The organism is Geodermatophilus sp. SYSU D00684 (genome assembly GCF_054050455.1).
On the sequence record NZ_JBJGZI010000015.1, the window covers coordinates 94,851 to 112,959 of the forward strand.

General features: G+C 74.6%; 16 protein-coding genes. 8 read left to right on the plus strand and 8 right to left on the minus strand.

Annotation, left to right across the window (positions count from 1 at the left end; translation table 11 throughout):
* Positions 1-20 precede the first annotated feature (20 nt).
* Positions 21-1,736, plus strand: a complete 1,716-nt coding sequence (locus ACI79L_RS12905) for a helicase (RefSeq protein WP_456937174.1) — start codon at positions 21-23, stop codon at positions 1,734-1,736.
* A 31-nt stretch (positions 1,737-1,767) separates the two neighbouring features.
* On the plus strand, positions 1,768-2,142 hold the full coding sequence (locus tag ACI79L_RS12910; protein WP_456937175.1) for a hypothetical protein: 375 nt from the start codon (positions 1,768-1,770) through the stop codon (positions 2,140-2,142).
* 7 nt (positions 2,143-2,149) lie between these two features.
* On the opposite strand, the gene ACI79L_RS12915 is transcribed toward ACI79L_RS12910, so the two are convergent.
* Positions 2,150-2,581 carry a hypothetical protein gene (locus tag ACI79L_RS12915; RefSeq protein ID WP_456937176.1) on the minus strand — a complete coding sequence of 144 codons (432 nt, stop codon included), beginning with the start codon at positions 2,579-2,581 and terminating at the stop codon, positions 2,150-2,152.
* Between the two features lie 93 nt (positions 2,582-2,674).
* On the opposite strand from ACI79L_RS12915, the gene ACI79L_RS12920 reads away from it, so the two are divergent.
* Together ACI79L_RS12920 and ACI79L_RS12925 are read left to right on the plus strand one after the other, a co-directional pair.
* Positions 2,675-4,027 carry a DNA polymerase IV gene (locus ACI79L_RS12920; protein WP_456937177.1) on the plus strand — a complete coding sequence of 451 codons (1,353 nt, stop codon included), beginning with the start codon at positions 2,675-2,677 and terminating at the stop codon, positions 4,025-4,027.
* Complete coding sequence (locus tag ACI79L_RS12925) at positions 4,024-4,611, plus strand: class I SAM-dependent methyltransferase (protein ID WP_456937178.1); 588 nt, start codon at positions 4,024-4,026, stop codon at positions 4,609-4,611. The genes ACI79L_RS12920 and ACI79L_RS12925 overlap by 4 nt, the downstream gene beginning before the upstream one ends.
* Positions 4,612-4,776: 165 nt before the next feature.
* Here ACI79L_RS12925 and ACI79L_RS12930 read toward each other — a convergent pair whose 3' ends face one another.
* Complete coding sequence (locus ACI79L_RS12930) at positions 4,777-5,952, minus strand: PucR family transcriptional regulator (protein ID WP_456937179.1); 1,176 nt, start codon at positions 5,950-5,952, stop codon at positions 4,777-4,779.
* 103 nt (positions 5,953-6,055) lie between these two features.
* On the opposite strand from ACI79L_RS12930, the gene ACI79L_RS12935 reads away from it, so the two are divergent.
* The 3 genes from ACI79L_RS12935 to ACI79L_RS12945 all read left to right on the plus strand — a co-directional run bounded on the left by ACI79L_RS12935 (position 6,056) and on the right by ACI79L_RS12945 (position 9,646).
* Positions 6,056-7,156: a ferredoxin reductase gene (locus ACI79L_RS12935; RefSeq protein WP_456937180.1), complete on the plus strand. Its 1,101-nt coding sequence runs from the start codon at positions 6,056-6,058 to the stop codon at positions 7,154-7,156.
* Positions 7,157-7,184: 28 nt separating this feature from the next.
* Positions 7,185-8,399 (plus strand): fatty acid desaturase family protein, encoded by a 1,215-nt coding sequence (locus ACI79L_RS12940; protein WP_456937181.1) that lies wholly within the window; start codon positions 7,185-7,187, stop codon positions 8,397-8,399.
* A 116-nt stretch (positions 8,400-8,515) separates the two neighbouring features.
* Positions 8,516-9,646, plus strand: a complete 1,131-nt coding sequence (locus ACI79L_RS12945) for a CatB-related O-acetyltransferase (RefSeq protein WP_456937182.1) — start codon at positions 8,516-8,518, stop codon at positions 9,644-9,646.
* Positions 9,647-9,722: 76 nt separating this feature from the next.
* Here the strand turns inward: ACI79L_RS12945 and ACI79L_RS12950 are convergent, their stop codons facing one another.
* The 3 genes from ACI79L_RS12950 to ACI79L_RS12960 form a co-directional block, all read right to left on the minus strand.
* Positions 9,723-11,630 (minus strand): Ig-like domain-containing protein, encoded by a 1,908-nt coding sequence (locus tag ACI79L_RS12950; RefSeq protein WP_456937183.1) that lies wholly within the window; start codon positions 11,628-11,630, stop codon positions 9,723-9,725.
* Between the two features lie 147 nt (positions 11,631-11,777).
* Positions 11,778-12,233 carry a (2Fe-2S)-binding protein gene (locus tag ACI79L_RS12955; RefSeq protein WP_456927691.1) on the minus strand — a complete coding sequence of 152 codons (456 nt, stop codon included), beginning with the start codon at positions 12,231-12,233 and terminating at the stop codon, positions 11,778-11,780.
* A 10-nt stretch (positions 12,234-12,243) separates the two neighbouring features.
* Positions 12,244-14,487 (minus strand): molybdopterin cofactor-binding domain-containing protein, encoded by a 2,244-nt coding sequence (locus ACI79L_RS12960; protein ID WP_456937184.1) that lies wholly within the window; start codon positions 14,485-14,487, stop codon positions 12,244-12,246.
* Between the two features lie 272 nt (positions 14,488-14,759).
* Here ACI79L_RS12960 and ACI79L_RS12965 point away from each other — a divergent pair, with 272 nt between their 5' ends.
* Positions 14,760-15,221 carry a DUF3237 family protein gene (locus ACI79L_RS12965; RefSeq protein WP_456937185.1) on the plus strand — a complete coding sequence of 154 codons (462 nt, stop codon included), beginning with the start codon at positions 14,760-14,762 and terminating at the stop codon, positions 15,219-15,221.
* Between the two features lie 146 nt (positions 15,222-15,367).
* On the opposite strand, the gene dnaB is transcribed toward ACI79L_RS12965, so the two are convergent.
* The 3 genes from dnaB to rpsR form a co-directional block, all read right to left on the minus strand.
* Positions 15,368-16,732 (minus strand): replicative DNA helicase, encoded by a 1,365-nt coding sequence (gene dnaB, locus ACI79L_RS12970; protein WP_456903469.1) that lies wholly within the window; start codon positions 16,730-16,732, stop codon positions 15,368-15,370.
* Positions 16,733-17,325: 593 nt separating this feature from the next.
* A complete protein-coding gene (gene rplI, locus ACI79L_RS12975) occupies positions 17,326-17,772 on the minus strand; it encodes a 50S ribosomal protein L9 (protein WP_456937186.1) in 447 nt (148 codons plus the stop codon).
* A gap of 11 nt (positions 17,773-17,783) precedes the next feature.
* Positions 17,784-18,020, minus strand: a complete 237-nt coding sequence (gene rpsR, locus ACI79L_RS12980; protein ID WP_073422051.1) for a 30S ribosomal protein S18 — start codon at positions 18,018-18,020, stop codon at positions 17,784-17,786.
* Positions 18,021-18,109: the final 89 nt, after the last annotated feature.

Here is an 18,109-nt window from a genome sequence, read left to right on the forward strand (position 1 = left end):
ACGACGGGGGAGGTCCCAGCATGCCCGGACGGCGTCGCGCCGCCACGACCACCAAGCGCCGGACCACGAAGCGGCGGACGGCGGCCCGCCGGCCGCCGGTGCCCGACCTGCCCACCGCCGGCCCCGGCGAGCGGGTGTGGGTGCTCGCCGTCCCGTTCCGCGCCCCGGCCCCGGGCGCCGTCTGGCACGCCGGGCTGCAGGCGCACGTGTGGGTCGGCGCGCGGCTGCCGCCGGCGCTGGCGCCCTACGACCCGCCGCCGTACACGTTCGAGCGGTTCCTCGAGGACGAGCTCAACGAGACGCCGCGGCCGCTGCCCGAGGCCCGGCAGCTGGTGCCGCGCGAGGAGCAGTGCACCGGCGCGGAGGCCGTCGTCGCCTCGGCCGCGGCCGGGCACCGGGTGTTCCTGCTCGGCGACGACCCCGGCGTCGGCAAGACCGGCACCGCGGTGATGGCCGCCCGCGAGATCTGCGAGCTGCGCGGCGGCGAGCGGGTGCTCGTCGTCGCCGACCGCCCGGCCGCCATCACGATCCCGCACTGGACCCGCTCGATCGCCGGCTTCGGCGACGGCGGGCTGCGCTGGTGCGTCACCACCTGGGACCGGCTGGCGAAGGTCGCGAAGCTGCCGTTCGACGTCGTCGTCGCCGACGAGGCGCACATGGTCCGGCACACGACGACGCAGCGCTGGAAGCACTGGAAGGCGGTCTCCGGGGGCGCCCGCACGAAGGACGTCCCCTTCGTCATCGCGGCCACCGCCACCCCCGCGCACACGCCGATGGAGCTGCCCTACCTGGCGCCGCAGTTCGCCCAGGTGCACGACGAGCCGCTGCGCGCCTGGGCCGACCTCCCCGCGAAGCTCGCCGGGCACGGGTTCCACGTGGAACGCGGCCGCTACGGCTGGGCGTGGACCGAGGACCCCGACGCCCGCCGCGCCGACCTCGCCCGCCTGCAGGGCTGGCTGGCCGGCGGGGACGGTCCGGACGACCCGCCGGCGACCCTGCACCGTCCGGCGCCGTGGGGCCCGGTGTCGGTGACCGGGACGCCGGTGGCCCTGACCCCCGCCGAGCGGGCCGCCTACGAGTCGGAGTGGCAGGAGTTCCGCGCGGAGATGCAGCTGGCCCGGAAGTCCCGGCAGAGCGCCCGCGGCCGCGCCGCGCTGCTGCGGTTCCGGCAGAAGGCCGGCCTGATCCGCGCGCAGGCGACCGTCGACTGGGTGCGCGCCCAGGTGGAGGCCGAGCGGCAGGTCGCGGTGTCGGTGGAGTTCGTGGAGACCGCGGCCGACCCGATCCGCGAGGCGCTGCTGGACTCCGGCATCGCCGTCGCCTCGATCTACGGGCGCGACCGGTTCGACGTCGAGGCCGAGCGGCTGCGCTTCCAGGCCGGCGAGGCGCCGGTGTGCGTGTTCACCGTGACCGCCTCGATCAGCCTGCACGCCGGTGAGCTGCTGCCCGGCGGCACGACCGCCTCGCCGGCGCCGCGGGTGGGGCTGTTCCACCAGCCGCGCTTCTCCGGCATCCAGGCCCGCCAGGTCACCGGCCGCACCCACCGCGACGGGCAGGTCTCGCCGTGGCGGGTGGCCTACGCCGAGGGGACGGTCGAGGAGCAGGTGGCCCGGGTGATGGTCGGGCGGCTGGCGGTCAGCGGGTCGACGGCGGGTGCGGACACCTCGGCCCTGCAGGAGATCGCCGAGCTGCTCGACGCCGACTGGCTGCCGCCGGCCGCGCTCACGGACGCCTGACCGACGCCGCGCGGCGCTACCGTCCGGCTCCGTGATCCCGGTCGCCGCCGTCGGAACCGCCCTGCTCGCCGCCCTCGCCGTCCTCCAGCTCGCGCTGGCCGGCGGCGCGCCGCTGGGCCGGTTCGCGTGGGGCGGGCAGCACGTCGTCCTGCCGCCCCGCCTGCGGGTGGGCAGCGTGCTGTCGATCGGGGTCTACGCCGTGGTGGCGCTGCTGGTGCTGCAGGCGGCCGGGGCCGTCGACCTGCTGCCCGGCGGGCTCGTCGAGGTCGGCATGTGGGTCCTGACCGGGTACTTCGCGCTGGGCGTGGTCCTCAACGCGATCTCCCGCAGCCGGCCCGAGCGGCTGGTCATGACGCCGGTCGCCCTCGCGCTGGCCGTCGTCTGCCTGGTGCTGGCGCTGGCCTGAGCCGGCGCTACGCCCCCGGTTCGGCGTGCAGCCGGCGGACCGCCGACGCGTGCAGGAAGCCGGCGATCCCGAGGACGGCCAGGCCGCCCACCGCGTGCAGGCCGCCCCAGACGGTCCCCTCGTCGGCCAGGGCCCGCAGCAGGCTCTGCCCGACGAAGGTCAGCAGGGCGAGCACCAGGGCGAGGACGACGTCCCGGGTGCCGGCGCGCGCCACCAGTGCCAGGACGAGGACCACGGCCGACAGCGCGGGGACGACGGTGAAGCCGTTGGTCTCGTGGGCGTCGAAGCCCCCGCCGAAGGCGCCGATCCCGGCGAGGAAGAACTGCACGACGACGGCGAGCAGCAGCAGGGCCAGCGCCAGCCGGTAGGCGACCAGCGCCCCGTGCCGCGGTCCACCGGCTCGTGCCCGCGTCGTCGCCGGGGTCCCGTGAGCGGTCATCGGCGGCCTCCTGCCGGGTGCCTGCCGGCCAGCATCCGGCGGCAACGGACCGGCGTCCAGGGCCTGTCGTCCCGGCGTAGGACCATGGGGGGCGTGCGGCGGGAGGCGAGCGTCCTGCACCTGGACCTGGACGCGTTCTTCGCCGCCGTCGAGCAGCGCGACAAGCCCTCGCTGCGGGGCCGGCCGGTGGTCGTCGGCGGCACCGGCGGGCGCGGCGTCGTCGCGACGGCGTCCTACGAGGCGCGCGCGTACGGGGCCCGCTCGGCCATGTCGACGGCGGAGGCGCGGCGCCGCTGCCCGCCCGGGACGGCGTTCCTCGGCGGCCGGTTCGGCGCCTACCGGCGGACCTCCGACGTCGTCATGGAGCTGCTGCGGGAGCTGTCGCCGCTGGTCGAGCCGGTGTCGATCGACGAGGCCTACGTCGACCTCGCCGCCGGTCCCGGGCACGACCTGTCCGTCGAGGGCGTCACCGCGCTGGCCCGCGGGCTCAAGGCGCGCATCGCCGGGGCCACCGGCGGGGTGACCGGCTCGGTGGGCATCGGCAGCTCCAAGCTCATGGCCAAGATCGGTTCCGACCTGGACAAGCCCGACGGCCTCGTCGTCGTCGCGCCCGGCACGGAGCTGGACGTGCTGCACCCGCTGCCGGTGACCCGGCTCGGCGGCGTGGGCCCGGCGACGGCGGAGCGGCTGCGGCAGGTCGGCGTCGCGACGGTGGCGCAGCTGGCCGCCAAGTCGCTGCCCGACCTCGTCGCGCTGGCCGGGAAGGCGCACGGCAGCGGGCTGTACCAGCTGGCGCGGGCCGAGGACGACCGGCCGGTGGTGGCCGAGCGCGAGGCCAAGTCGGTGTCGCACGAGGAGACCTTCGAGCGGGACCTCACCGACCTCGCCGAGCTCAACCGGCTCATCGACTCGATGGCCACCCGGGTGGGCGCGCGGCTGCGGTCCTCGGCGCTGTCGGGGCGGACGGTGACGCTCAAGCTGCGCCGCTACGACTTCACCACGCTCACCCGCTCGCAGACGCTGCCGCAGCCCACCGATGACGCCCGCCAGGTGGCCGCGATCGCCCGGCGGCTGCTCGTCGAGGCCGGCACCGGCGGGGGCCTGCGGCTGCTCGGCGTCGGCGTCTCGGGGCTGTCGCAGTACGCGCAGGGCGACCTGTTCGCCGACGACGACGCCGAGGCGCCCGACGAGTCGGAGGCCACCGCCGTCCTCGCGCAGGCCGCCCGGACCGCGGGCCCGGCCGACCGGCGGTGGTGGCCGGGGCAGGACGTCGTGCACGACGAGCTGGGCCCGGGCTGGGTGTGGGGCCGCGGGCTGGGCCGGGTGACGGTGCGCTTCGAGGGGCCGCTGACCCCGCCCGGGCCGGTGCGGACCCTCGCCGCGGACGACCCGGCGCTGCACCCGGGCGACCCGCCGGACTGGCGGCCCCCGACGATGGAGCCGTGAGCGAGAACCTCTGGGTGCGGATGACCGAGGCCGACCCCGGTCACTCGGCGGCCTACGTCAAGCGGTTCAGGGACCTGGCCGCCGGCGGGATGGACATCGTCGGCGAGGCCCGGCTGGTCGACGCGATGCTGCCGCGGCGGTCGCGGGTGCTCGACGCCGGCTGCGGCCCGGGCCGGGTCGGCGGCCACCTCGCCTCGGTGGGGCACGACGTGGTCGGGGTCGACGTCGACCCGGTGCTGATCGACGCGGCGCAGGAGGACCACCCGGGCGCCCGCTGGCTGGTGGGCGACCTGGCCGCCCTGGACCTGCCCGACCGGTTCGACGCGATCGTGTGCGCCGGCAACGTGGTGACCTTCCTGGCGCCGTCCACGCGGGTCGAGGTGCTGCGGCGCTTCCGCGCCCACCTGGCCGACGGCGGCCGGGCGGTGGTCGGCTTCGGCGCCGGGCGGGACTACGCCTTCGACGCGTTCCTCGGCGACGCCCGCGCCGCCGGGCTGGCGCCGGACCTGCTCCTGTCGAGCTGGCACCTGCACCCGTTCACCGCGGAGTCGGACTTCCTGGTCGCCGTCCTCCGGGTCGGCTGACCTCGGCCAGCCGGCCGACCACGCCCAGGCCGGCGTCGAGGTGGACGACGAGCGTCGCGCCGTCGGCGCGGGGTGCGCACCGTGCCAGTTCCCCGCGATCATGGCGCCGTGACCATCGCCGGGCGGCGTGTCGCGGTCAGGACGCCATGATCGCGGGGAGGCTCCTCAGCGGCAGCCGAGGGCGAGGGTCAGCTCGAGGACGGTCTGCGGGTCGTCGAGGTGCGTGCCGAACAGCTCCCGCAGCTGCCCCATGCGGTAGCGCACCGTCTGCGGGTGGACGAACAGCTCCGCGGCCACCTGCTCGCGCCGGCCGTGGTGCAGCAGCCACGAGCGCAGCGTCTCCAGCAGCTTCTCCCGCGGGCCGGGAGCCAGCCCGTCGAGCGGGGCGAGCACCTGCGCGCGCAGGTCGGCCAGCGCCTCGCCGTCGGCGCGCAGGACCAGGTCGGCCAGCCGCTGCTCGGTGTCCACGGGCGCGTCGCCGTCGGGGGACAGGCCCACCTGCAGCGCCCGCAGCGCCCGCGAGTACGACGAGCGCGCCTCCTGCCACGGCCGCGCCGGCCCGACGACGGCGTCGCGGCCGGAGAGCACCTTGAGCAGCGCGGCGCGGGCGAACCCCTCGGCGTCGGGCACCAGCAGCACCGCCCGCTCGGTCGAGGGCTCGGCGCCGGGCAGGTCCTCGCCGGCCTGCAGCGTGCGCGCGTCGAGCACCGCCGTCGCGTCGCGGGCGCCGGCCTCGGACAGCAGGACGGCGGTGAGCGTGCGCGGCGGCGTCCAGTCCGCCCGCTCGGCCGCGGTGATCAGCTCGTACGGGGGCGCGCCGGTGACCAGCAGCTCGGCCAGCCGCTCCAGGTGCCGCCGCCGCACCCGGCCGCTGGCCGCGAGCTGGTCGGCGTGCCCGGAGGCACTCGCCGCCGAGAGCTGGTCGATGTAGGCGAACACCAGCTCGGCGAAGCGCGCCAGCGCCGCGGCGGGCATGCCGGCCGCCACCGCCGTCTCGCTGAGGTGCCGCCAGGCCACCCGGGCGCCGACCCGGTAGGCCGACAGCAGCGCGTCCATCGACCGGCCGGTGCGTGCCTCCCCGCGCCCGAGCGCGTAGGCGCTCTCGATCGCGGGGTCCACCGGCCGGCTGGCGTCCGCGCCGCCGGTCGCGAGCTCCAGGAAGCCGCCGAGGGCGAGCTGGACGGCGTTCTCGATCTTGCGGCCCATCTGCCCGCGGAAGGCCTCGGCGTAGCTGGGCACCTCGACGACGATCGCCGCGACCGTCCGCTCGGCGACCGACGGCAGCTCCGTGCGCATCGCCGCCGCGACGTGCAGCGCGAAGGTCTCCTGCTGGGGGACCACGTGACCTCCCCGTGACACGGTTTGTCCTCCGCGAACAGTATCCGGCGGAACGTTCACGTCCAGGGCACAGGTAGTTGCACGTTCCGCAGGGAACAGTGAGGGCATGACCGCGACCGCTCCGCGCCCTTCCCCGGCCCGGCCGGCCCTCAAGGCGCTGCGCGACCGCGTCCTGCGCGTCGCCGAACTCGTCACCACCCCGCTGCTGCCCGCCGACTACCTCGACCTGATCGACCCGCTGCGCGCCGGCGCCGACCTGCGCGGACGGATCGAGGCGGTCGTGCCCGAGACCCGCGACGCCGCCACCGTGGTCATCCGGCCCGGCGCCGACTGGCAGCCGCACCGGCCCGGCCAGTACGTGCGCATCGGCATCGACGTCGACGGCGTCCGGATGTGGCGGGCCTACTCGATCACCTCCGACCTCGGCCGCACCGACGGCTGCTTCACCGTGACCGTCAAGGCGATCCCCGGTGGCAAGGTGAGCAACCACCTGGTCCGGCGGACGCGGCCCGGCACGATCGTGCAGCTCGACCAGGCCACCGGGGACTTCTGCCTGCCCGCGCAGCTGCCGGCCAAGGCGCTGTTCGTCACCGCCGGCTCCGGCATCACCCCGGTGATGGGCATCCTGCGCAACCACCCCGAGCTCACCGACGTCGTCCTGGTGCACTCCGCGCCCACGCCCGACGACGTCGTCTTCGGGACGGAGCTGCGGCAGCTGGCCGCCGACGGGCGGATCCGGCTGGTCGAGCAGCACACCGACACCGCCGGGATGCTCGACGCCGCGGCCGTCGCCGCCCTCGTCCCCGACCTCGCCGAGCGCGACACCTGGGCGTGCGGCCCGGTCGGCATGCTCGAGGCGCTGGAGGAGCACTGGGCCGCGGCCGGGCTCACCGAGCGGCTCTACACCGAGCGGTTCCGCCCGAAGGTGCTGGTCACCGGCGAGGGCGGCACGGTCACCTTCACGAAGAAGGGCACCTCGCTCGAGGCCGGCGGCGCCACCCCGATCCTCGACGCCGCCGAGGAGGCCGGCGTCCTGATGCCCAGCGGCTGCCGCATGGGCATCTGCTACGGCTGTGTGCTCCCGCTGCGCGAGGGCGCCGTCCGCGACCTGCGCACCGGCGAGGTGACCACCGCCGCCCCCGGCGACGGCGTCCTCGTCCAGACCTGCATCAGCGCCGCCGCCGGCGCCTGCGACATCGACCACTGACCTCCCGACCCCCGAGGAGACGCATCGCATGACCGTTCTGCAGAAGAAGACCGACAACCCCATCGAGCACCTCACCCCCGAGGACATCGAGCTCATCGGCAAGGAGCTCGACGAGATCCGCCAGGGCGTGATGGACAGCCGCGGCGACTCCGACGCGCGCTACATCCGCAAGGTCATCGACGTGCACCGCAAGATCGAGCTCGGCAGCCGCGCCGTGCTGCTGGCCTCCGGCTTCCCGCCCGCGTGGATCGCCGGGACGATCGGCCTGTCGATCGCCAAGATCCTCGAGAACATGGAGATCGGCCACAACATCCTCCACGGGCAGTGGGACTGGATGCGCGACCCGAAGATCCACTCCACGACGTGGGAGTGGGACATGGCCAGCCCGGCCGAGCAGTGGAAGCACTCGCACAACGAGCTGCACCACACGTACACGAACGTCATCGGCAAGGACAACGACCTCGGCTACGGCATCATGCGCGTCGACGAGGACCAGCCCTGGACGCCGATGTACCTCGGCCAGCCGCTGTGGAGCTTCATCAACGCCTGCTTCTTCGAGTACGGGATCGCCGCGTACGACCTCGAGCTCGGCGCCGTCATCGCCAAGAAGCAGACCGGCGACCCGGAGTTCCGCCGGCGGGCCAAGCAGGTGCTGGTCAAGATCGGCCGGCAGGTGCGCAAGGACTACGTCATCCACCCGCTGCTGTCGGGTCCGAACTTCCTGGCCACCCTGGCCGCGAACTTCACCGCCAACATCGTGCGGAATCTGTGGTCGAACTCGGTCATCCTCTGCGGGCACTTCCCCGAGGGCGTCGAGACCTTCGAGAAGAAGTCCATCGACGGCGAGACCCGCGGCGAGTGGTACCTGCGGCAGATGCTCGGCTCGGCCAACATCTCCGGCTCCAAGGCGATGCACATCCTGACCGGGAACCTCTCCCACCAGATCGAGCACCACCTGTTCCCGGACCTGCCGAGCAACCGGTACGCCGAGATCGCCCCGAAGATCCGCGACCTGTTCCAGCGCTACGGGCTGAACTACCACACCGCGCCGCTGCCGAAGCAGGTCGGCTCGGCCTGGCACAAGATCATCCGGCTGTCGCTGCCGAACGGCTGGCTGGCGAACACCAACGCCCGGAACCTGCCCTCGCAGCTGGCCAAGCTCTGGAAGATGACCACCGGGGAGCCGAAGGTCCGCCGCCGGCTCGTCCGCGAGCAGGCCGCCATGGCCGCCGCTGCCGCCTGAGCGGGGAGTCCGCCTGACGAGGGCGGGGTGTGCGGCCACGGCCGCGCGCCCCGCCCTCCGTCGTCGGTGGCCGTGTCGCACCCGGGACGGCCCCGGCCGCTGACTACCGCCGGCCCGTGCTGGTCGGCGTCGTCCTGGTCGCCGACACCCGTGTCCCCGCCGTCGAGGCGTCCCTGGAGGCCCTGGTCGCCGCGGTGGGGCACGCGGAGTCCGCCGGCCACACCGTCGAGACCGTGGTCGTCGACAGCTCCGGCCGCCACGAGGTGGCGGCCTTCCTCCGGCTCGTGGAGGGCGCCGAGGTGGTGCGCGCGCCCGGCGCCCGCCGGGCCGCGGCGCTCCTGCTCGGCCTCGACCGGGCCCGGGGCGAGGTGGTCTTCTCCGCCGGCACCGAGGGCTGCCCGGTCCCGACGGCGGTGACCGTCCTGGCGGAGGCGGCGGCCCGCGACGGCGGGGTCGCCGTCGCCGCCCCCGGGGACCCGGCGCCGCACGCGGCCGCGCCCGCCGCGCTGCTGCGGCGCCTGTGGGGCGACGCGGCGACCGGCGGCCCGGAGGAGCCCGACTCCGTCCCGGACCTGGTGCGCCGGGCGCGGGCCGGCGGCATCCCGGTGACCGCCTGCGCCGACGCCGGGAGCCTGAGCGAGCACGTGCGCCGCCCGTTCGGCGGCGTGCCCGGCGTGGTCGCCGGTCCGGGGACCTACGCCGGCGCCCGGACCGTCGTGCAGACCTTCACCCCGCACGACCTGGTGGAGCTGGGCGGCTACTGCTCGATCGCCGACGACGTCCGGATCGTGCTGCCCGGCGGCCGTCTCCAGGACGAGCAGGGCACCGATCTCCGGCTGGACCTGCGGGGCCTGCACCGCCCCGAGACGGCGTCGACCTTCCCGATCGGCATCCTCGTGCCGGACGAGCCCTACGACCAGGCGCCGCCCGGGGCCACCGGCGAGCGGCTGGTCGTCGGCGACGACGTCTGGATCGGCTACGGCGCCACGCTCCTCGGGGACGTCACCGTCGGCACCGGCGCGGTCGTCGGCGCCCGCGCGCTGGTCACCGCCGACGTCGCGCCCTACACCGTCGTCGGCGGCGTCCCGGCCCGGGTCATCCGGAAGCGCTTCGAGGACGACGTCGCGGCCCGGCTGCTGCGGGTCGCCTGGTGGGACTGGCCGCAGGTCGCCGTCGAGGGCGCGCACCGCTGGTTCGGCCGGCCCGTCGCCGAGTTCCTCGACCACTTCGACCCGGCCTCGGCCTGACGAGGGTCTGAGGCAGCACACGCGGAGGGGCCCGGGACGGATCGCCGTCCCGGGCCCCTCGTCGGTCAGCGGCCGGTCAGGGCCGCAGCGCCGGCTGGGCGTAGTTCAGCCGGAGCAGCACGGACGGGTCGCCGATCGGCACCTCCCACACCGCGCCGCCCGCGTCCGGGTCGACGACCTGCCCCGACCTCAAGAACGCCGCCACCTGCGCCTGCCCCTGCAGCGCCGACGGGTGCGTCAGCACCAGCAGGAACGAGTGCGGGTTGGGCAGCGGCGGCGTGGCCCTGTCGTTGCGGTAGAGGCTGGTCCGCGACCACAGGTGCCCGGCGTCGACGAGCGTGTACGACGTCGGGTTGGGCACCGTCTGGTCGCCGTGGGCCACCTGGACCAGCACCCGCTGCGGGTCGATCAGCGGGGCGAAGGTCTCCGGGCTGCCCGGGCGGGACAGCCAGGTGGACCGGGCCAGGTACTCCTGGATCTCCACCGCACCGGGCACGGTGACCGTGACCGGTCCCTCGCCACGCAGCGGCATCTGCTCCTGGAAGTGGTTCCGCGTCGGGTCGGTGCTGTTGAGCAGCCCCGCCGCCTGCAGCGACGCCGTGGTCAGCGGGCGGAACGCCGGCGAGAGCCGGGCGATCTCGCTGATCGGGCCGCCGGGCACGTTGAGCACCGAGCGGGTCACCGCCCGGTCGACGCCGGTCAGCATGGTGCCGTAGATGCCGCCGAAGCTCTGGCCGAAGTAGGTCACGCCCTCGCCGGAGAGGTCGGGCGTCCCGTTGCCGTCGACGTCGGTGCCGCCCAGCGAGCGGATCAGCGTCGTGTTGTCCGCGACGGTCTGCCGCAGCGCGTCGCGGGAGGACTGGGCCGCGGCCGCACCGGTGGCCGAGGACCCCTCGCTGGACTCGATGTCGGCGTCACGGTCCTGGTCGATCCCGCGCCCGTGGGCCGGGATGACCGTCGTCGTGCCGCCGCTGGTCACGTTCCACGCGCTGTCCGGGCCGAAGCCGTGGCCGACCACGTTCGTGCCGATGGTCGCGATGCCGTTCTGGGCGTTCGCGACCGCGGCGAGGAACACCGCGTTGGTCGAGCTGGTGAAGCCGTGGCCGAACACCGCGACCGGCCAGCCGCCGGCCGGGGCCTGCCCGGGCGGCAGGACGGCGACGAAGGGCAGCCGCTCGGCCTCGACCGGCCGCGGGCCGGCGTCCCGCGTCGGCGTCTGGGGGATGGTGACGTCGGGGGTGAGCCAGGACGGCGCCTGGAACGTGCCGAAGACGATCGTGCCCCCGAGGGCCGCCGTCGGGACGGGCACGGGCGTCGGCGCGGGGTCGATGGCGCCGCGGTCGGTGGTCCACGTGACGGTCGTGCCGCGGGTCGGGAAGGCGCCCTGGATCTGCAGGCCCGGGCGGTCGATCCCGACGGCGCGGAAGGCGCTGCCGCTGTCGATCTGCCGCTGCAGGTCCTGCAGGCCGTCGGTGGCCGACAGCGTGGTGAAGGTGTCCTGGGTGGCCTCGATGGTCGGCCCGCCCTGGACCCTGACCCGGTAGGTGGTGCCGGGCGCGAGCTGCTGCGCCGGGTGGGCGTAGAGCGTGTTGGTGGCCGGGTCCCAGACGACGCGGTCGACGCCGGTCCGCCAGCCGCCGCGCTCCTCCTGGACCGTGATCGCTGCGGCGGCGGTGGCCACGTCGACCGGCCGGCTGAAGCGGATCGCCAGCCGCGGGTCCAGGTCGAAGCCGTCGAGCTGGTTGAGCTGCTGGACCAGGCCGCAGCTGATCGCGGCGCCGCAGCCGGCCGTCGGCAGGTCCACCCGCCGGCCGGTCAGCTGGGCGGGGTCGCGGACGGTGAGGGTGTCGGAGGGGAAGACCGAGACCGGCTCGGCCTTCTGCGGGTCGGCCAGCGCGGGGGGCGCGGTGACCGAGAGGGCGGCCGTGAAGGCCAGCGCACCGACGAGCGACGTCGTCGCGCGGTGCCAGCGTCGTTGCTGCAAGGCGTCTCCAGGTAGGAGGAAGGGGGCGCCTCTTCCTAGTCTGCAGTGACTCGGATCACAAGATGATCACGGGAAACCGCAGGTCGGGACCGGTCCGTCCCCGTCCGGGAGGCCGGGAGGGCAGCCTCCCGGCCCCCGGACGGACGGTCACATCCGTGCGGCCGCGGCCTTGATCGCCTCGCGGATGCGGACGTAGGTGCCGCACCGGCAGACGTTCTGGATCTCGTCGATCTCCTCGTCGGTGGGGTCCGAGGTCCGGCGCAGCAGCGCGACGGCGGCCATGATCTGCCCGGGCTGGCAGTAGCCGCACTGCGCGACGTCCTGCTCGAGCCACGCCTCCTGGACCGGGTGCAGTCGGTCGCCGTCGGCCAGCCCCTCGATGGTCGTGACCTCGCGGCCGGCCACCTCCGCCGTCGGGGTGACGCACGGGCGGATCGCCTCGCCGTCGAGGTGGCTGGTGCAGGCCTTGCAGACGTCGATGCCGCAGCCGTACTTCGGCCCGGTCACGCCGAGCTTGTCGCGCAGCGCCCAGAGCAGGGGCAGGTCGGCGGGGGCGTCGACGGTGACGGTCTCGCCGTTGAGCTGGAAGGTGTAGTTCGGCACGGGGCGCTCCTCAGCGGGGGAAGGGCTCGAAGTCGACCGGGAAGACGAGGGGGAACGACCGCGGCCTGGTCCCGGTCGCGCGGGCGTAGGCGTTGGCGACGGCGCCGACCGCGGCCGGGACGCCGAGCTCGCCGGCCCCGCCGGGCTCGTCGCTGCTGTCGATGACGAAGACCCGGACGTCGGCCGGCGAGTCGGCCTGCCGGGTGTAGTGGAACTGGCTGTAGCTGCCCTCGAGCGGCAGCCCGTCGACGACGTGCAGGCCCGCGCGCAGCGTGGTGCCGATGGCGTCGGTGAGCCCGCCGAGCATCTGCGCCTCGAGCCCGCGCGGGTTGACCGCCTTCCCGACGTCGACGGCGATCGTCGCCCGGGTGACCCGCGGGCGCTGCGGGTCGTGCGCGTCGATCTCGACCAGGCAGGCGGTGCAGCCCTTGTACTCGGCGTGGAAGCCCAGGCCCTGGGCGCGGCCGCGCGGCAGCCGCCGGCCCCACTGCCCCTCCTGGACGACCTTGTCCAGGACGGCGCGGTAGCGGTCCTCCGTGAGGAAGCGGCGGCGGAACTCGGCCGGGTCGCGGCCGGTGGCGGCGGCGAGCTCGTCGACGACGACCTCCTCGGCCCCGCGGGTGTTGGCCGAGTACACCGAGCGCCAGCTGCCGGTGTGCATCTGCAGCGGCACCTCGGCAAGCGTCTGCGTGGTGACGCCGAAGTGGTACGGCGAGTGCACGGTGGTGAGGAAGACCGTCTGCGCGAACGAGGCGTTCCCGCCGACCGGGAGGTTGGCGGCGACCGACGTGAGGATCTCGCCGAGGCCGTGCCCGAAGTCGGTCTCCACGCTGGCCACCCGGTGCTCGAAGGTGAGCACGTCCCCGGCGGCGTGCGTGGCCCGGATGCGGTGGTGGCTGGCGGCGCGGGCCCGGCCGTGGCGCATGTCGTCGATCCGCGACCACAGCAGCTTGACCGGCCGCCCCGTCGCCTTGGACACCCGCGCGGCCTCCAGGGCGGCGTCGGAGAACAGGCGCCGGCCGAACGAGCCGCCGCCTTGGACGACGTGCACGGTCACCTGGGACACCGGCAGACCGAGCTCGGCGGCGATCGTCTCCTGCGCGACGATCGGCGACTTCAGCGGCGACCAGATCTCCGCGCGGTCCGCGGTCACGTGCGCGACGGCGCAGTTGGGCTCCAGCGGCGCGTGGCTGACGAAGGCGAAGTCGAACTCCGCGTCCACCGTCCGCACCAGCAGGCCGGGGGCCAAGGGCGGCGGCGTGACCGCGCGCAGCTTCCGCCGGATCGACTCGTCGTCCTCGCCGTCGACCGTGCCCGGCCCCCAGGTGGCCCGCACGGCCGCGACGGCGTCGCGGGCCTGGCCGAAGGTCTCGGCGAGGACGGCGACCCCGGTGGGCACCACGGCGACGTCGACGACGCCCGGCAAGGCCCGGACCTCCGCCTCGTTGTCCAGCGACCGGACGGTGCCGTTGATCGTCGGCGGGCGGCGCAGCATGGTCGGCAGCGCACCGGGGACGACGTCGAGGTCGAGGGTGTAGCGCTGCCGGCCGGTCACCATCGCGCGGGCGTCCGTGCGGCTGGTGGGCGTGCCGACGACCCGGTGCGCGGAGGCGGGCTTGGGCGAGGCGGGCGCGACGGCCAGCGTCCGGTCGGCCGCGGCGGCCGACAGCTCGCCGTACGTGGCGGTCCGCCCGCCGGGGCCGCTGACCACGCCGTCGGTGACGGTGAGCGAGCCCGGGGTGGTGCCCCAGCGGAGGGCCGCGGCGGCCAGCAGCCGGGCGCGGGCCACGGCGGCCGCCCGCCGGACCGGGCCGTAGACGCTGCGCATGGTGTTGGAGCCGCCGGTGAGCTGGTTGAACACCAGCTCGGGGCGGGCGTCGGCGAGGGTGACGTCGACACGGTCCAGCGGCACGTCCAGCTCGTCGGCCAGCAGCATGGCGACGGCGGTGGTGATGCCCTGGCCGACCTCGGTGCGGGGGAGGGCGAGCCCGACCCGGCCCTGCCCGTCGACGGTGACGACGATGAGGTCCTCGGTGGGCTTGCCGGCGAGGATCAGCACGTCCCCGAGGTCGAGGAGCTCGGCCGGCGCGGGCAGCGAGGGCAGCGCCTGCGCGGTCGCCGGGCCGGCCACGTCGGCGACGACCTGCGCGGCGACGGCGAGCGTCGGGGCCGCGACGAGGTAGGTGAGGAAGCGGCGGCGGCTGTGCGTGGCCGCGGGCTCGTCGGTGCGGGGGTGCTCGGGCAGGGTCGTCACGCGTTGGCCTCTCGACGGTGAGCGGTCGGTCGAGGACACGGCCGGGCTCGGCGGTGCTCGGCCCGGACCAACGAGCGGGTGCCACCGGGGTCACGACGTTGCAGTGCGACGGTGTGTCGCTGCAACGTCGCGCTCGGTGATCCACGTGGAACACCGCGTGTTCTGGTGCGGACAACCGGTGAACGGCACGGGACGTCGTGCACGCCCACCTGCACCCTCGCCGCCGGCCGGGCTGCCATGGACCGACCGCCGCAGCGATCGGAGGAGGGAACATGGACGGCTACGTCCTGGAGGCGACGATGACCGGCACCGTGCCGATCGGGGTCGTGCCCGAGGGGCTGAGGATGGACGTGGGCATCGAGGGGACGATGCTGGAGGGGCCCATGGTCGGCGCCCAGGTCACCGGCACCGATTTCCTGCTGATCCGTGCGGACGGCGTCGGGGTCCTCGATGTGCGGATGGTCGCTCTCCTCCCCGCGGGGACGACGGTGTCCCTCATCGTGCGCGGGTACCTCGTCCTGCCCTTCCCCCTACCACCGCTGGACCAGATCACACCCGACACCGAGTGGCCCGACGTCGAGGTCCCGATGCACGGGGCGGTGACCATGCAGACCGGCGACCTGGCACTTGCGGCGCTCAACCGGACCGTCTACGGCATGACCGGCACGCTGAACGTGGCGCGCGGGCAGATCCACGCACGGACGCAGAGCCTGGCTCAGGTCGCGGTGGCCTGACCGCTGACCGAACACGCGTAGGGCCCGGGACCACGACGGTCCCGGGCCCTCCTGCGCGTGCGCGCGGCCTCTCGGTCGGCCGTGTCTCGGTCGGCCATGTCTCAGTTGGCCATGTCTCAGTTGGCCATGCCTCAGTTGGCCATGTCTCAGTTGGCCATGTCGACGAAGCGGCTGTAGTGGCCCTGGAAGGCGACGGTGACGTTGGCCGTCGGGCCGTTGCGGTGCTTGACCAGCATGATGTCGGCCTCGCCGGCCCGCGGGCTCTCCTTCTCGTACATGTCCTCGCGGTGGATCATCATGACCATGTCGGCGTCCTGCTCGATCGAGCCGGACTCACGGAGGTCCGACAGCATCGGCTTCTTGTCCTGACGCTGCTCGGACCCGCGGTTGAGCTGCGACATCGCGATGACCGGGACCTCGAGCTCCTTGGCCAGCAGCTTCAGCGCCCGGGAGAACTCGGAGACCTCCTGCTGGCGGCTCTCGACGCGCTTGCCCGACGTCATGAGCTGGAGGTAGTCGATGACCACGAGCTTGAGGTCGTTGCGCTGCTTGAGCCGCCGCGCCTTGGCCCGGATCTCCATCATCGTCATGTTCGGCGAGTCGTCGATGTAGAGCGGGGCGTCGGCCACCTCGCCCATCCGGCGGGCCAGCTTCGACCAGTCCTCGTCGGACAGCGTGCCGGCGCGCATGTGGTGCAGCGGCACCTTCGCCTCGGCCGACAGCAGACGCATGGTGATCTCGTGCTTGCTCATCTCGAGCGAGAAGATGACGGCCGGCATGTGGTGCTTGACCGTGGCCGACCGCGCGATGTCCAGCCCCAGGGTCGACTTGCCCACACCGGGGCGGGCGGCGATGACGACCATCTGGCCCGCCTGCAGGCCGTTGGTCAGCTCGTCGAGGTCGCGGATGCCGGTGGGCACGCCGCGGGCGGTGCCGCCGCGGGAGGCGATGGCGTCGAGCTCGTCCATCGTGGGCTGCAGGACGTCCTCGAGGCGCGAGTAGTCCTCGCTCATCCGCTTCTCGGTGACCTCGTAGATCTCCTGCTGCGCGCGGTCGACGATGTCGTCGACGTCGCCCCGCCCGCCGGCCGCGCCGTAGCCCAGCTGCACCACGCGGGTGCCGGCCTCGACCAGGCGGCGCAGGGTGGCCTGCTCGGCCACGATCTGGGCGTAGTAGCCCGCGTTGGCCGCCGTCGGCGTCGAGGCGATGAGGGTGTGCAGGTAGACCGCGCCGCCCATCTTCGACAGCTGGTCGGTGCGGTTGAGCTCCGCGGCGACGGTGATCGCGTCGGCCGGCTCACCCCGGCCGTACAGGTCGAGGATGCAGTCGTAGATCAACTGGTGCGCCGGCCGGTAGAAGTCGTTGCCGGTCAGCTGCTCCACCACGTCGGCGATGGCGTCCTTGCTCATCAGCATGCCGCCCAGCACCGACTGCTCGGCCGCGACGTCCTGCGGCGGCTGCCGGTCGTACTCCGGCGCCGTCGCCTGCGGCCGGCTGAAGTCGTCGGCCACCGCCACCTGGGTACCTCCCTCTCCTCGGGGCACGCGCGCGCGTACAGACCCCGGCCGCCCGGCCGGGGCCCGGTGGGGGAAGCACCAGGACGCCTCGCGTGCCGCTCGAACACGCGTTCGAGGACATCACTACCCGGAGCCACCGACAGTTCGCGGAGGTCCGGCGCAGGAGACGACGTTAGGAAGCGGGGACGGACCCGTCCAACACCCGTGTGGGCCGCGTTCTGCACAACTTGTGGACAAGTCGGTGGACAGCCGGAGTCGACATGTGGAGACGGGGAGGACACCGACCCCTCGTGCCGCGGTCCCGCGGGCGTCACCTGCGCCCCGGCCGCCCACCGGCTGTGGACACGAGAAAGTCGGCGCGCCGGGGGCTCCGGGCGTGTCGTGTCGTCCCGCCCGGCGCAGCCGTCACAGGCGCCCACCGGCACGGGAGCCCGGCCGCGACCCCGCCGTCCGGCGGGCCCGCGACACGTCCCCTCGCCGCGGTCCGGGGGCTCGGGGGGCCCGGGAGGGCGGGCACGGCCCCCGAGACGCCGCGAGGGGCGCCGGACGGGTGTCCGACGCCCCTCGCGGGCGGTGCTGCGGCGTTCTCAGCCGGCGACGACCTCGATGGGGAGGGTCGCCGTGACCTCCGGGTGCACCCGCACGGTGACGGTGTGCTTGCCGGTGGTCTTGATGCTGCTCGGCAGCTCGATGCGGCGGCGGTCCAGCTCCGGGCCACCGGCGGCCGTGACGGCCGCGGCGACGTCGGCGGTGGTGACGCGGCCGAACAGGCGGCCGCCGTCGCCGGCGCGGGCGGGCACCCGGACCGTCAGGCCGGAGAGGCGGCCGGCCACGGCCTGGGCCTCATCGAGCGACCGCACCTCGCGGGCGGCACGCGCCCGGCGCAGCGACTCGACCTGCTTCTCGGCACCGCGGGTGGCGACGATGGCCAGGCCGCGGGGCAGGAGGTAGTTGCGGCCGTAGCCGCCCTTGACCTCGACGGTGTCACCGGAGGACCCGAGACCGGTGACCTCCTGCGTGAGGATCAGCTTCATCGTGCTCATGGTCAGCGCGCCGTCGAGGTGTAGGGCAGCAGGGCCATCTCACGGCTGTTCTTGACGGCCGTGGCGACGTCCCGCTGGTGCTGGCTGCAGTTGCCGCTCACGCGGCGGGCACGGATCTTGCCGCGGTCGGAGATGAACTTCCGCAGCAGCGTCGTGTCCTTGTAGTCGATGTAGGTCGCCTTGTCCTTGCAGAACTGGCAGACCTTCTTCTTGGGCTTGCGCACGGGGGGCTTGGGCACTGGGTTCTCCAGGTACGACTAGATCTGGGGTGTGGATGGCCCCCTCGCAGGGGCCCGCGCCGTGCGGAGCGCGGCGTGGGGGGCGAGGA

Bases quoted from the DNA above. Each gene is read 5' to 3' on its own strand.
- ACI79L_RS12905 (WP_456937174.1), top strand. From the start codon at position 21: ATGCCCGGACGGCGTCGCGCCGCCACGACCACCAAGCGCCGGACCACG.
- ACI79L_RS12915 (WP_456937176.1), bottom strand. From the start codon at position 2,581: ATGACCGCTCACGGGACCCCGGCGACGACGCGGGCACGAGCCGGTGGA.
- ACI79L_RS12935 (WP_456937180.1), top strand. From the start codon at position 6,056: ATGACCGCGACCGCTCCGCGCCCTTCCCCGGCCCGGCCGGCCCTCAAG.
- ACI79L_RS12940 (WP_456937181.1), top strand. From the start codon at position 7,185: ATGACCGTTCTGCAGAAGAAGACCGACAACCCCATCGAGCACCTCACC.
- ACI79L_RS12965 (WP_456937185.1), top strand. From the start codon at position 14,760: ATGGACGGCTACGTCCTGGAGGCGACGATGACCGGCACCGTGCCGATC.
- rplI (WP_456937186.1), bottom strand. From the start codon at position 17,772: ATGAAGCTGATCCTCACGCAGGAGGTCACCGGTCTCGGGTCCTCCGGT.